14 protein-coding genes are annotated in these 14,615 nt (G+C 33.1%); 9 read left to right on the top strand and 5 right to left on the bottom strand.

Going from position 1 to position 14,615, the window contains the following annotated elements:
* Positions 1 to 48: 48 nt before the first annotated feature.
* The 3 genes from GFJ94_RS02410 to GFJ94_RS02400 all read left to right on the top strand — a co-directional run bounded on the left by GFJ94_RS02410 (position 49) and on the right by GFJ94_RS02400 (position 3,518).
* Entirely contained in the window at positions 49 to 1,164 is a 1,116-nt protein-coding gene (locus GFJ94_RS02410) for an endonuclease/exonuclease/phosphatase family protein (RefSeq protein WP_153200000.1), read from the top strand.
* A 93-nt stretch (positions 1,165 to 1,257) separates the two neighbouring features.
* The gene (locus tag GFJ94_RS02405) at positions 1,258 to 1,794 is read left to right on the top strand and encodes a 3-hydroxyanthranilate 3,4-dioxygenase (RefSeq protein WP_153199999.1); all 537 of its coding nucleotides are present in this window, start codon (positions 1,258 to 1,260) and stop codon (positions 1,792 to 1,794) included.
* A 173-nt stretch (positions 1,795 to 1,967) separates the two neighbouring features.
* Complete coding sequence (locus GFJ94_RS02400; protein ID WP_153199998.1) at positions 1,968 to 3,518, top strand: aldehyde dehydrogenase family protein; 1,551 nt, start codon at positions 1,968 to 1,970, stop codon at positions 3,516 to 3,518.
* A gap of 88 nt (positions 3,519 to 3,606) precedes the next feature.
* Here the strand turns inward: GFJ94_RS02400 and GFJ94_RS02395 are convergent, their stop codons facing one another.
* The 5 genes from GFJ94_RS02395 to GFJ94_RS02375 form a co-directional block, all read right to left on the bottom strand.
* Positions 3,607 to 4,446 carry a hypothetical protein gene (locus GFJ94_RS02395; RefSeq protein WP_153199997.1) on the bottom strand — a complete coding sequence of 280 codons (840 nt, stop codon included), beginning with the start codon at positions 4,444 to 4,446 and terminating at the stop codon, positions 3,607 to 3,609.
* Positions 4,447 to 4,606: 160 nt separating this feature from the next.
* Complete coding sequence (locus GFJ94_RS02390; protein ID WP_153199996.1) at positions 4,607 to 5,182, bottom strand: alkylphosphonate utilization protein; 576 nt, start codon at positions 5,180 to 5,182, stop codon at positions 4,607 to 4,609.
* A gap of 76 nt (positions 5,183 to 5,258) precedes the next feature.
* Positions 5,259 to 5,996 carry a metallophosphoesterase family protein gene (locus GFJ94_RS02385; protein ID WP_153199995.1) on the bottom strand — a complete coding sequence of 246 codons (738 nt, stop codon included), beginning with the start codon at positions 5,994 to 5,996 and terminating at the stop codon, positions 5,259 to 5,261.
* Entirely contained in the window at positions 5,989 to 7,140 is a 1,152-nt protein-coding gene (locus GFJ94_RS02380) for an ATP-binding protein (RefSeq protein WP_153199994.1), read from the bottom strand. Before GFJ94_RS02380 ends, GFJ94_RS02385 begins: the two co-directional genes overlap by 8 nt.
* A 49-nt stretch (positions 7,141 to 7,189) precedes the next feature.
* The gene (locus GFJ94_RS02375) at positions 7,190 to 8,062 is read right to left on the bottom strand and encodes an aldo/keto reductase family oxidoreductase (protein ID WP_153199993.1); all 873 of its coding nucleotides are present in this window, start codon (positions 8,060 to 8,062) and stop codon (positions 7,190 to 7,192) included.
* A 176-nt stretch (positions 8,063 to 8,238) separates the two neighbouring features.
* On the opposite strand from GFJ94_RS02375, the gene GFJ94_RS02370 reads away from it, so the two are divergent.
* The 6 genes from GFJ94_RS02370 to GFJ94_RS02345 all read left to right on the top strand — a co-directional run bounded on the left by GFJ94_RS02370 (position 8,239) and on the right by GFJ94_RS02345 (position 14,615).
* Positions 8,239 to 9,243, top strand: a complete 1,005-nt coding sequence (locus GFJ94_RS02370) for a MoxR family ATPase (RefSeq protein ID WP_153199992.1) — start codon at positions 8,239 to 8,241, stop codon at positions 9,241 to 9,243.
* 85 nt (positions 9,244 to 9,328) lie between these two features.
* Complete coding sequence (locus GFJ94_RS02365; protein ID WP_153199991.1) at positions 9,329 to 10,195, top strand: DUF58 domain-containing protein; 867 nt, start codon at positions 9,329 to 9,331, stop codon at positions 10,193 to 10,195.
* 5 nt (positions 10,196 to 10,200) lie between these two features.
* Positions 10,201 to 11,817 (top strand): BatD family protein, encoded by a 1,617-nt coding sequence (locus tag GFJ94_RS02360; protein WP_153199990.1) that lies wholly within the window; start codon positions 10,201 to 10,203, stop codon positions 11,815 to 11,817.
* Positions 11,817 to 12,821 (top strand): VWA domain-containing protein, encoded by a 1,005-nt coding sequence (locus tag GFJ94_RS02355; protein WP_153199989.1) that lies wholly within the window; start codon positions 11,817 to 11,819, stop codon positions 12,819 to 12,821. The genes GFJ94_RS02360 and GFJ94_RS02355 overlap by 1 nt, the downstream gene beginning before the upstream one ends.
* A gap of 11 nt (positions 12,822 to 12,832) precedes the next feature.
* Entirely contained in the window at positions 12,833 to 13,876 is a 1,044-nt protein-coding gene (locus GFJ94_RS02350; RefSeq protein WP_153199988.1) for a VWA domain-containing protein, read from the top strand.
* Entirely contained in the window at positions 13,869 to 14,615 is a 747-nt protein-coding gene (locus tag GFJ94_RS02345; RefSeq protein ID WP_238989425.1) for a tetratricopeptide repeat protein, read from the top strand. The genes GFJ94_RS02350 and GFJ94_RS02345 overlap by 8 nt, the downstream gene beginning before the upstream one ends.

Here is a 14,615-nt window from a genome sequence, read left to right as displayed (position 1 = left end):
TTGGCACCCAATTTGTAATAAACTTGATATTAATATAACATTTAATTTATGAAAATTAAACACCTTTTGGCTGTATTTACCGTGATTTTGTCTATCAATAGCGCTTTTTCTCAGGATAAAAAATTTAAGGTGCATACGGTTGCATTTTACAATTTTGAAAATTTGTTTGACACAATTAATGACCCAGACACTTATGATGAAGAATATACGCCTGTAAATGGTTGGACAAAAAAAAACTATCACAAGAAATTAGATAATTTAAGTAGAGTGCTTATTGAATTAGGAACTAGCGAAAGTCAAAAAAATTCTCCTGTGATTATTGGTGCTTGTGAAATTGAAAACAGAAGAGTATTAGAAGACTTAGTAAAACATCCTACTTTAATAAATAAAGGATATAAGGTAGTTCACTTTGATTCACCAGACAAACGTGGAATTGATGTTGGATTTTTATATCAAGAAAAACATTTTCAACCTACAAGTTATATAAATGTTCCTCTTTATGTTTATGAAACAGAATCTAAGGATACTAAAAAAAGTAAAGAGGAATCGGAAGAAACAGAAGAAAATGTAAACTACGATAAAAAAACAAAAAGAATTTACACTCGTGACCAACTTTTAGTTACTGGTTTATTAGATGGGGAAGAAATCAATGTAATTGTAAACCACTGGCCTTCTCGTTCTGGTGGCGAAAAAAGAAGTAGCCCTTACCGTGAAGCAGCTGGTAGATTAAACAGAAAAATCATGGATTCTATCATCAAAATCAACCCAAATGCTAAGTTTATTACTATGGGAGATTTAAATGACGGAGCTTACAACAAAAGTGTTAAGCAAGGAATTGGTGCTAAACTGAAGAAAACAGAACTAAAAGAACCAAGAGATGTCTATAATCCGTTTGAGCAAATGGCTAAAGACGGACATTCTTCTTTGTTTTACAGAGATTCAGGAGATATTTTCGACCAAATTATGGTAAGCCAACAATTAGTTCCGGCTGACAACAACGATTATGGTTCATTCAAATATTGGAAGGCAGGTATTTATAATAAACCTTTCTTAATCCAAAAAACTGGACAATATAAAGGGTACCCATTAAGAAATCAAAATGGAGTTCCTGGATTCTCGGATCACTTTCCAGTTTACATTTATTTAGTAAAAGAAGTGAAGTAATTCCAATGGTAATAATTTAATAAGGTTAGTTTGCAATAAAATGTAGCTAACCTTTTTCTTTTTCTGTAACTTTACGTTTTAAAATTAAAAAAGATGGCAATAGGAAAACCGTTTAATTTACAAAAATGGGTTGAGGACAATAAAGAGTTATTAAAACCACCTGTTAGTAATAAGAATTTATATGTAGAATCAGACGATTACATTGTAATGATTGTGGGTGGACCCAATGCACGAAAAGACTACCACTACAATGAAACCGAAGAATTATTCTATCAGTTAGAAGGTGAAATCACAGTTTACATTCAAGAAGATGGCGAAAAGAAAGCTATGAAACTTTCAGCAGGCGACATGTATTTACATCCTGCTAAAGTGCCGCATTCTCCAGCTAGAACCGCTAGTTCTGTCGGATTGGTGATTGAAAGAAAACGCGCAGGAAAAGGATTTAACGATGGTTTACTTTGGTTTTGCGATAATTGCAATCATAAATTACACGAAGTTTATTTCGAATTACAGGACATTGAAAAAGACTTTCTACCGCATTTTAGTACGTTCTACAATTCGGAAGAAAAAAGAACGTGTAAAAAATGTGGTACTGTAATGGAAACCAATCCTAAGTTTACAAAAAAGTAACACAGAGTCACGCAATGGTTTTCACAAAGTTTCACAAAAAATAATCCGTGAGAATTTGTGAAATCTGTGACTAAAAATAACATTAAGATTGAACTCTTGTGTTCCTTGTGGTTAAAAAATATATTTTCTATCTTTGTAAAAATTTAACAAAAACCGAATAAAAAGTTATAAAAATGATATCTGAAGCAGCAATTCAATTTGGTATGCAAGAAGCTTTGCAACAATTAGGCATTAAAGAAATTAACGAAGGAACTTCAACAGGTTCTAAGTGGTTTTCTAACGGAAAAATTATCGAATCATATTCACCTGCAACAGGAGATTTGATTGGAAAAGTAAAATCTTCAACAAAAGAAGATTACGAAACAACTATGAGTGCTGCAGAAGAAGCTTTCAAAACATGGCGTTTGGTTCCGGCTCCAAAAAGAGGGGAAATCGTACGTCAAATGGGAGAAGAATTGCGTAAACATAAAGAAGCATTAGGGAAATTAGTGTCTTTTGAAATGGGTAAATCATATCAAGAAGGTCTTGGAGAAGTTCAGGAAATGATTGACATCTGTGATTTCGCAGTAGGTTTATCTCGTCAATTACACGGATTAACAATGCACTCTGAGCGTCCAATGCACAGAATGTATGAGCAATGGCATCCATTTGGAATTGTTGGAATCATTTCGGCTTTCAACTTCCCAGTAGCGGTTTGGTCTTGGAACACAATGTTAGCTTGGATTTGTGGCGATGTTTGTATTTGGAAACCAAGTTCAAAAACGCCTTTATGTGGTGTAGCATGTCAAAACATCATTCAAACGGTATTAGAAAGAAACAATTTACCAGAAGGAATCAGCTGTTTAGTGGTTGGTAACGAGTCTGGTGATTTAATCAATAACGACAAACGTATTCCATTAGTATCGTTTACAGGTTCTACAAGAATTGGTCGTCACGTATCAAAAACAGTGGCTGAGCGTTTTGGAAACACTATCTTAGAATTAGGTGGAAACAACGCGATTATCGTTTCTAAAGAAGCAGATTTATCAATGGTATTGGTAGGAGCAGTTTTCGGAGCGGTAGGAACAGCAGGTCAACGTTGTACGTCAACTCGTAGATTAATTGTTCACGAAAGTGTTTACGACAAAACCTTAGACGTTTTAGCAAAAGCGTATGCGCAGTTAAAAATTGGAAATCCATTAGATGCTAACAATCACGTGGGACCACTTATCGATAAAGGTGCGGTGCAAGATTACTTAAACGCTATCGAAAAAGCAAAAGTTGAAGGCGGAAGAGTAATTGTAGAAGGTGGTGTTTTAGAAGGAAAAGGATACGAAAGTGGTTGTTATGTAAAACCATGTATTATTGAAGCGAAGAACGAGTTCGAAATCGTGCAACACGAAACATTCGCACCTGTTTTATACGTTATGAAATACAGCACAATTGAAGAAGCGATTGCGATGCAAAATGCAGTTCCTCAAGGATTATCTTCTTCTATCTTTACCAACAACATGCGAGAAATGGAATTATTCCTTTCGGCTGCAGGTTCTGATTGTGGTATTGCTAACGTAAACATTGGAACTTCAGGTGCTGAAATTGGCGGTGCTTTTGGTGGTGAAAAAGAAACCGGTGGTGGCCGTGAATCAGGTTCTGATGCATGGAAAGCTTACATGAGAAGACAAACCAACACCATTAACTACGGAACAGCATTACCATTAGCTCAAGGTATTAAGTTTGATTTTTAATTAAGTGATTAGTGAAAAGTAATTAGTGATTAGTTGCTTTTTGGATATAGAAAACCCTGCAATTGCAGGGTTTTCTGTTGGTGTTGAGTTAATTTATTCTTGTGTATTCAATGAGAATTTCATCATTATCTAACAAACTTAAGCTACCGTTTTTTCCAAGCTTATAAATCCAACCAAATGGTTCTCCTTCAATTTGGTAAAATTTAAATTCGTCTTTTTTAGAAATTAAATTAATTTTCTGTAAAATCCCGTAATTAGTTCTTCTATACCATTTTCCGTCTGACATTTTTACAAATTCAAAAAAACCTTCCTCTTTTTTATCCTTAAATGGTTGATACTGCCATTTATATATTGATTTTCTCAATTTTAATGAATGAGTTGTTTTAAAATTATTGTGAGATTCTATTAATTTGAGAACTAAATCTTCGTTTGAATAAGTACTTTGCAATTTATAAATAAGTCTATCATAAATTTTATCTTGATCCAACAATGAATATCCGTAATATATTAAACTTATGCTTTCTAGAGGATATGCAGGATAGTTTTTCATTATTTGATTAATTACAACTTTATATTTTTCAATAATTGGCCAAAAAAGCTTTGCTGAATTTGAATTATTACAATGAGCCATATTCATAACAGGTGCAATTTTATATAATTTGAAAGTGTGTTCATTTTGATACTCAAACATTAAAATTGTTCTTATCATTAAACTTGTTGAGATAGAATCCTTTTTTATTAACTCTTTTTCATTCAATAAAACATTTTGATCAATATCTAAAAGTTTATCCCAATAAATACTTACCTCATCAATAGATTTTAAACTTGATATTTCATTCCTATAGGACTCAACGGGTATTTGTGAAAAACATATTTGTGTAAAGAATAATAAGTATAAGTAAAATGTTTTTTTCATAAATTTTTTCATAAATGTAAGATTTTATTATAAAACCAAAAACCCCACAAATCAAATTTGCAGGGTTTTATATTGTCATTCTGTCAAGCTGAACTTGTTTCAGCTTCTCTTTTTAGATTCTGACCCGAGCTTGCGAACTGACGAAGTAAACGAGTTCAGAATGACAAAAAGGTTACTTCGTTTTCTTCACGTATTGTGTTAAAATGTAGATATTTTGGTTTTCAACTCTACCTTCAATAAGGTTTGCGTCGTCCCAAACTAATTTAATGTTATGTACGGCAGCGCCACGTTTTGCAGTAAAAGTAGCACCTTTTACATCTAAATCTTTAATCAATACAACCGAGTCACCATCTAATAAGGTTACTCCGTTACTGTCTTTATGTACAATTTTGTTTTCGTCTTCTTCTGCGCCTTCGCCTGTTGCTTTTGCCCATTCTAACGCTTCTTCATCCAGATACATCATCTCTAATAAATCGGTATTTTTTAAACGCGCTAACATACGCCAAGATAAAATTTGAACCGGTAAATGCTCACTCCACATGCTATCTGATAAACCTCTCCAATCGTTTTCATTCATGGTTTCTGGGTTTTCAATTTGGTCTTTTAAATGTTTCGCAACTAAAACCGAATGTTCTAAGCTTTCTGCAGTGTGAGGTGGCAACGTGTACACAACTAAATCATGTTCGGCACCACTAATTTCGCAAACTGAACCACTGCGGTCTTTCAGTTTTTTTTCTATTACACTCATTTTGAATGGATTTTACGTAAATAAATAATTTGGAGCAAAGTTATAAATTGTAATAAGATAACATAAAAAAAAGCAATTAATTTCTACCTTTTTCATTTGGGTATAAATCAGGTAAGGCATCACTTTGCCAAAATTCTTTGGTGTCCACATCCATAATAGATAATTTCCCTTTAAAGGCGGCTCCAGTATCCACATTCCACACACAAGCTCTATTTACAGGAACAGATTCATCAATTTTGGTAACAGGAGTATGACCGATATAGATTTCATTGTAAATTTTTAATCTATTTGGATAAGTAATGGCATCTTTTGAAAGTTGATTATCCAATGCTAAAGCGGTTTCCCAAAGTGTTCTGTCCCAATAGAATAAAGGCTTAAAAAATTCGTGCTCTACACCTTTCATATTGGTAAAACCAGCATGAATAAACAATCGATTTTCATCATCTAAATAATAATCTTGTAATGACTTTAAAAATTGTATGTGTTTTTCCTTAGTTGAAGCTTCAATTTTTTGATAGGATAAAACAGTTGCTTCGCCACCATGTGTAAACCATAATTTTTCATCAATATTTTCGGTATTACCTAATAACCAATCTAATAGAAGTTCGTCGTGATTACCTCGAATGAAATAGCATTTTTGCTTTTTTTGCAATTCGATTAAAAAATCCAAAACATTAGGAGATTCACTCCAGCCGTCTACATAATCCCCTAAAAAGATTAAAATATCTTTATCAGTAACGTTGGCTCTTTTTAAAACTTGTTGAACTGCTTTTAAACCTCCGTGTATATCTCCAATAACTAATTTTCTACTCATTCTTTTTGTCGTATTTCATTTTTCTTAAAATTCGCATTACTTCTTTAAAAGACACGTAAATTAAAGGATTTTCAAGTGATTTTAAATAAGGTTTTGAATCAATTAATTTTTGTTTTGCTTCATCAAAACTATTCAAATAACAAATCATCATAATGTGAGGTAAATTCTCCAAATCTCTCTTTTCAGATTCATTCAAAGGTAATCCTTTTTGAAGTTTTCCTAATAGTATCAAATTAGAATTGTAAATGTGATACAGCATTTTCCGATTGTATTGAGGCGGTTCGAACAATATTTCTGAGTTCATTTTATAATAACCATTATCAAAAAAGGTAAGAGTAACCTTTTCAAATGGGTAATAACTGGTTTTATCATTCAATCCTAAAGAAATATATTCTGTTATTGAAAAAGTGTTTTCGTCAAATTCAATACTAACTTCATCAAGCGCCGAATAGAAAAGTTTTACTTGTTCGTTTATTAGCTCAATATCAACTCTTGAATAATAGACTTTATCTCTAATTTTTTTCTTATTTCCCGCCCAGCAAACTACAAATAATTCTTTAAAAACATGATAACCAGATGCTATATCTTTATGCCTATTGTTGATGAAATCCAAAACACTTTCTAATGTATGTGCAATGCTATTTCGAGAACTGTTTTCAATACTAATTACGGTTTCTATGTTTTGTTTTGAATAGGGTATTTTTTCAGTGGTTGGAGTTGTATTACTCCCTTTGCGAACAAAAGTACTTTTGGCTTCAATCGTATGAATTCCTTTTTTAAAATAGGAGTTTTTTGACTTTGGTTTTATGGTGACTAAGCCTACTACTTTGTCTTTTGGAAGATTGGGAAAAGGTACATTCTCGTACTGAATTTTAGGTGGATTTTCCAAAAAAGCATTCACTAAATTTTGAATCCTACTATCATCAAAAAAGTCATCGCCTACAATTTCATTCGATTCGTCTTCAACTCCAACAATGATATAAGAATTATTGCTCGGATTAGAATTTGAAAGCGCACAAATGTGTTTTAAAAATTTTGCTTTTCCTTCTTTAGTATGTAAATTCAACTGGCGCTTCTTATCATAAAAACTGTTCTCATCGTGGTGAGATAAAATGTTTTTGATAAGAAGACGCTTGTTTATCATTTTTTAACTGAATATTCTGAATACTATTAACTGAACACTGAATACTCGTTTAAGGCACTTTATTTCCCATACTTTCTGACCAAATAGCGAACCAATCTTGTTTTTCTAATTGCAACGAACACGCTTTCGATAATTGTTGAATTCTTGCCACATTTACAGTTCCGGCAACAGGTAAAATATTCGCAGGATGTTGTAAAATCCAAGCTAATAAAATTAAGTCAGCACCCACATGATACTTATCTACTAATTTAGAAAAGAGTAATTTTAAACGTTGTGTTTGTTCGGTATTTTCTCTAAAAACAACCCCTAACGGATTCCAAGCCATTGGTGTAATTTTATGCAATTGCATATAATCTAAACTTCCATCTAACATGGCTTCATGGTTGGTTGCAGAAAACTGAATTTGGTTAAACGAGACTTCTGTTTTTTGACGTAATAATTCGGTTTGTGAAGATGTAAAGTTAGAAACCCCAAAAGAAAGAATTTTTCCTGCTGCTTTTAATTTTTCAACCGCCTCAGCAACTTCATCAGCTTGCATTAATGGGCTTGGTCTATGCAGTAAAAAAACATCTAAATAATCGGTTTGTAAATTTTTCAGTGAATTTTCTGCCGACCAAATGATGTATTCCTTAGAATAATCGTAATGTTTAATTACATTTTCAGGTCTATTTTCAGAAACATATTGAATACCGCATTTAGTTATCAATTGAATATTTTTTCGGTCTATTTTACTTGTAGCTAAAGCTTTTCCAAAAGCTGCTTCAGTGGTATAACCCCCATATAAATCGGCATGATCAAAAGTAGTTATTCCGTTTTCTAAAAAGAGATGAATTAAATGATTCATTTCGTTTGCATTCAGGTTTTTATCCCAAACACCCCAATTCATAACTCCTGCAATAATAGGTGATAATTTTACTGACATATTGTATCTGATTTCTAAATTTTTCTTAAAATTATAAAATTGAATCATAAAACACTCACAAAACCTACTTTTTTTATTGTTTTTTAACGCAATGTTAACAACTAAAATCTAAAAAAAATTACAATTTGCAGCGTTAAAATATGTTGTTAGTTTCACAGACCCAAATTAAAACCAAAATGGAAGAAAATACATCGACTTTAGACATTAGAGCTATTAATGAAAAGATAGAAAGAGAAAGTGCTTTTATTGATCTACTTACCATGGAAATGAACAAGGTAATTGTAGGACAAAAGCAAATGGTAGAACGATTACTAATTGGATTACTAGGACAAGGACATATTTTATTAGAAGGTGTTCCTGGATTAGCAAAAACCTTAGCAATTAACACGCTATCACAAGCCGTTCATGGTTCTTTTAGTAGAATTCAGTTTACGCCCGATTTATTGCCTGCCGATGTGGTGGGAACCATGATTTATAACATCAAACAAAACGATTTTACGATTCGTAAAGGCCCTATTTTTGCCAACTTCGTATTAGCGGATGAAATTAACCGTGCTCCTGCAAAAGTGCAATCGGCCTTGTTAGAAGCCATGCAGGAAAAGCAAGTTACAATTGGAGACGAAACGTTTAAATTAGATAAACCATTCTTAGTAATGGCAACTCAAAATCCGGTTGATCAAGAAGGAACCTATCCGTTACCAGAAGCACAAGTAGACCGTTTCATGTTGAAAGTGGTTATTGATTATCCTAAAATGGAAGACGAGCGTTTGGTTATCCGTCAAAATTTAAAAGGTGCATTCGAAAAAGTGAATGAGGTGGTTTCGTTAGATCAAATTCTAAAAGCGCAACAAGCCGTTCGAGAAGTGTACATGGACGAAAAAATCGAAAAATACATTTTAGATATTATTTTTGCTACTCGTTATCCTGAAAAATACAAATTAGAAAGTTTAAAAGGCTTAATTAGTTTTGGGGCTTCGCCTCGTGGAAGTATCAACTTAGCTACTGCTGCTAAATGTTATGCTTTCATCAAACGTAGAGGTTATGTAATTCCAGAAGATGTTCGTGCCGTAGTGTACGATGTATTACGTCACAGAATAGGAATTACCTATGAAGCCGAAGCTGAAAATGTAACTACAGAAGACATTATTAGCAAAATCGTTAACGAAATTGAAGTGCCTTAATTTAGTTATCAGTGTTCAGTCTCAGTTTTCAGATACTACTGCTTTAATACTGCGACTGTCAACTGCGACTGCCAACTAATAAAAAATGGATACTAAAGAAATTCTAAAAAAAGTTCGAAAAATTGAAATCAAAACCCGAAGATTGAGTGATCATATCTTTTCGGGAGAATATCATACGTCTTTTAAAGGACGCGGGATGACGTTTTCAGAAGTGCGCCAATACCAATACGGTGATGACGTTAGAGCTATCGATTGGAATGTAACGGCACGCTACAACGAACCTTTCGTAAAAGTATTTGAAGAAGAACGCGAATTAACCATGATGTTAATGGTGGATATTTCGGGTTCGGAGAGTTTTGGTACAAAAAATCAGTTAAAACGCGATATGGTTACTGAAATCGCAGCCACATTAGCGTTTTCGGCTACTCAAAATAATGACAAAATTGGATTGCTTTTGTTTTCCGATCAAATCGAATTATTTATTCCGCCTAAAAAAGGAAAATCACACGTTTTACGAATCATTCGCGAGTTAATCGAATTCGAATCGAAAAGCAAAAAAACCGATTTATCGCAAGCTTTGAAATATTTATCAAGCGTTTTGAAAAAGAAAGCCATTGTGTTTTTAATTTCCGATTTCATGGTGAAAGATTATGAGCACACGCTAAAAATCGCTTCAAAACGACATGATGTAACTGGAATTCGAGTTTTTGACCAACGCGAAGAAAATATTCCAAATATCGGAGTTGTAAATATGATTGATGCTGAAACAGGAGAAACACTTTTGGTTGATACTACTTCTAAAAAAGTGCGAATGGATTACGAAAAATACTATCGTGAAAACATAAATTATTTCAAAGATATTTTTTCAAAATGTGGAGCTGGAACAATTAGTTCAAGAGTGGATGAAAGCTATGTAACCAAATTATTAGGTTATTTTAAAGCGCGTAATTAAGAAAAATGAAAAAGAAAATTTACTTATATATTGCTTTGCTGTTCGGGTTTTTGGGTTTTGCCCAACAAATCTCTACTTCTATTGATTCTAACCAAATTAAAATTGGATCGCAATTCAATTTAACCATCAAAGCAAAAGTAAACGCAAAAGATAAAGTGGTTTTTCCTGCTGGAAAGTTTTTTGGTGCGTTGGAAATATTAGAATCGTATCCAATAGACACAGTAAAAAACGATAACCAATACGAATTAATCAAAAAATACGGGTTAACCCAATTTGATTCGGGTCGCTATGTGATTCCGAAATTATTAGTAAAAATCAATCAAAAAGAATTTCGTACCGATTCGCTTTCGATTTTGGTAAACGATGTAAAAGTTGACACGACCAAACAACAAATGTACGATATCAAAGACATCATCGCTACCGAAGAAAAACCGATGAGCGAATGGTGGAAGCTATTAATTTTATTGGTGTTGATTATCGCTTCTGGTTTTGCCTCATATTTCATTATCAAAAGATTACAAAAAGAGAAAGAGCAAAAAGAAGAATTTTTCGCTTCCCCAATTGAAAAAGCAATTGCCTATCTTCAAAACTTAGATAAAAAACAATTGGTGCAACGCGGTGATGTCAAAGAATATTATTCTGAAATGACCGATATTACCAGAACGTACATCGAGGAATCGGTTCATATTCCAGCAATGGAAAGTACTTCGAGCGAGTTAATAGAATCACTAAAAAAAGCGATTAAAGACAAGAAAATGTTTGTAAATCGTGAAGATTTGGAAAAATTCAGTCGCGTTTTAGAAAATTCGGATTTAGTAAAATTCGCTAAATCGCAACCTATGTTGTTTGAAATTGAAACTGATAAAAAAATCATTGATAAGTTTTTGTTAATCATCGATAAAGCCTTACCAAGAACCGAAGACCAAGCGGCAATCCTTTTTGCAGAAGAAGTTCGCAAGAAAGAAATGCAAAAGCAAAAGTTCAAACGTTTGGTGATGTCAATTGGAATCTCGATGTTTTTATTGGTAGCTTCAGTTGTAATTTTCGCTTACACAGTTGGATTCGATTTCATCAAAGACAATTACATTGGACATTCTACCGAAGAATTGTTAGAGAAAGAATGGATAACGTCAGAATATGGAGAACCTGCTATTATTATTTCAACACCAAGAATTTTAAAACGGAATAGCGACGATAAAATTCAAAACAATCTTCCCGAAAACGTAAAATCGAACAGCCGATTTATGTATGGAAGTATTATTGATAATTTCTCTATCGTCTTAATTACAACCGCTTTTAAAGATACTACTCGATTGGATTTAGATTTAGCTCTTGAAGTTGATTTAAAAGAATTAGAAAAATTTGGAGCTAAAAATATTATCGTAAAAACTAGCGAATTCGAAAACGTAAAAGGACTTTCTGGCAAAAAAGCTTATGGAACATTTACCGCTTTTGACCCAGTGAGAGAAGAAGATGTGAAAATGGAATACGAAATCATGGTATTGTCTCAGCCTGGAGGCGCTCAAGAGTTTTTCTTAATTTATAAAGAAGAAGACGAACACGCGAAACAGATTATAGAGAAAATTCAGAATTCAATCGAACTAAGAAAAGCCAAGAAATAATGGGAAAAGTAACCTTTTTAAATCCGGAATTCTTATGGTTGTTTTTGGTTTTACCACTAGCAATAGGTTGGCTATTTTATAAAAGAAACCAACTTTCAGCAACGGTAAAAATGAGTTCGTTGGAACCTTTCAAACAAAATAGAACTTTCTTGGCTAAAGCAAAACCATTTTTATACGTGTTGCGAATTTTAGCATTAAGTTCAATAATCATCGCATTAGCAAGACCAAGAAGCGTAGACGTAACTTCAAAATCGAAAACAACAAAAGGAATCGATATTGTAATGGCAATCGACGTTTCGAGTAGTATGTTGGCTAATGATTTAAAACCAAATCGTCTAGAAGCATTGAAAAAAGTAGCTTCAACGTTTGTGCAAGATAGAATTAACGACAGAATTGGTTTAGTAGTTTATGCTGGTGAAAGTTATACGAGAACTCCTGTAACTTCGGATAAAACTATCATTTTACAATCGCTAAAAACCATCGAATATGATGATTCTATTATTGCCGATGGAACTGGAATTGGCGTTGGTTTAGCTACGGCTATTAACCGAATCAAAGACAGCAAAGCTAAAAGTAGAATTATCATTTTATTGACAGATGGTGTGAATAATTCTGGAACCATTGATCCTAGAACCGCTTCTGAAATTGCAAAAGAATACGGAATTAAAGTATATACCATCGGAATTGGAACAAACGGACAAGCCATGTTTCCTGTAGCAAAAGATGCTAATGGAAAATTAGTTTTCAGAATGATGCCAGTAGAAATTGATGAAAAACTGATGAAAGAAATTGCAAAAGCAACCGATGCAAAATATTTTAGAGCTACATCAAATAAGAAATTACAAGCCATTTACGACGAAATTAATAAGTTAGAAACTACAGAAATTCAAGAGAAAAAATTCTACAATTACGATGAGAAATACAAACCTTTCGTTTTAATTGCTTTTATGTTGTTAGGTGTTGAGGTATTATTGAGAAATTCAGTTTTTAGAGGAATCGTTTAGAAAAAGAAAAAATGTTTGAATTAGAAAGTCCAATATATTTTTATTTGTTAGCACTATTACCAGTAATAGTAGCACTTTTTCTATTCAATTTGTTTTGGAAAAGAAAAAGACAAGCCGTTTTTGCCGATTTGGAATTATTCAATCAATTAGCTCCAGAAAAATCAAGGTTTAAACCAGTTTTAAAATTAGGAGTTTTGTTGTTGGCATTGGCTTGTATTATTATTGCTTTGGTAAATCCAAAAATGGGAACCAAAATGGAAACCGTAAAACGTCAAGGAATTGATATTGTGTTTGCGGTCGACATTTCAAAAAGTATGCTAGCCGAAGACGTAGCACCAAACCGATTAGAAAAAACCAAGCAAATCGTTTCGCAAATCATCAACCAATTAGGAAGCGACCGTGTGGGAATTGTAGGTTATGCCGGAAGTGCATATCCAGTGCTACCAATGACAACCGATTATAGCATTGCTAAAATGTATTTGCAAAGCATGAATACCAATATGGTTTCTTCGCAAGGAACTGCTTTTAATGATGCCATTCAATTAGCGGTTGATTTCTTTGATGTGAAAGATACTAGCAAGTTAATTATCCTGATTTCTGATGGTGAAGACCATGGCGAAGGCGCAGAAGATGCTATTGAAATGGCTAAAGAAAAAGGCGTTCGTATTTTGACTATTGGAGTGGGAACTGTAAAAGGCGGTCCAATTCCATTACGAGATGATAAAGGAACCATAGCTTCTTATAAAAAAGACCAGGAAGGACAAACGGTTACAACAAAATTATATCCTGAAGTTTTAAAAAATATTGCTGATAAAACCAAGTCGAAATATATTGTTGGCACGTCAACAAAAGAAGTAGTTGAAGAACTTAAAAAATCATTAGATAAAATAGAAAAATCAGAATTTGAATCGCAACAAATAGCTGATTTTGAATCACAATATCAATGGTTTTTAGCGTTAGGTTTTTTGTTATTATTGGTAGATATTTTCCTTTTGGAGAAAAAAACAGAATGGGTGCAAAAGTTGAACTTATTTAATGAAAAGAAACATGCGTAAGATAGTTTACATATTAATATTGTTGAATTCCTTCGTGGTTTTCAGTCAAGAAAAAGATAAAAATCTATACAACGGAAATCAATCGTTTACCGAAAAGAAATACGTGGATGCCGAAGCCGATTATCGGGTAACGGAATCGAAAAAATCGCCAAAAAAAGCCGTTGCAGGATATAATTTAGGAAATAGTATTTATAGACAAAACCAACAAGGCGAGGCGCAAATTAAATATATTCAAGCATTAGAAGTTGCTAAAACTAAAGAAGAAAAACACCGAATTTATCATAATTTGGGGAATACGTTTATGTTGGATAAAAATTATAAAGCTGCGGAAGAAGCCTATAAAAACGCACTTCGAAACAATTCAAAGGATGAAGAAACGCGTTATAATTATGCTTTAGCCAAAAGAAAAAACAAAGATAATCCACCTCCAAAAGATGACAAAAAAGATAACAAAGGAGGCGGAGGTCAAGATAATAAGCCACAACCCGAAAATAACAAAAAAGATAAAGGAGACGAGAAAAAAGACCAAGATAAAAACAAAGGCGAAGACAAAAAAGAAGACAAAGGCGACGGAGATAAAAAAGAAGACAAAAACGAAAATCCAAAACCAAGCGGCGCCGACAAACAACGCATCGACAATATTTTAGATGCAGTGAATAATGCGGAGAAGAAAGTGCAGGACAAAGTGAATGCGAAGAAAGTAAAAGCGCGTCCGGTTTCAAATGAAAAAGATTGGTAA

Source organism: Flavobacterium sp. LMO8 (genome assembly GCF_009495755.1).
GTDB lineage: Bacteria > Bacteroidota > Bacteroidia > Flavobacteriales > Flavobacteriaceae > Flavobacterium.
The sequence above is the reverse complement of the archived record's forward strand: the minus strand, read 5'-3'. Positions and strand labels throughout refer to the sequence as shown.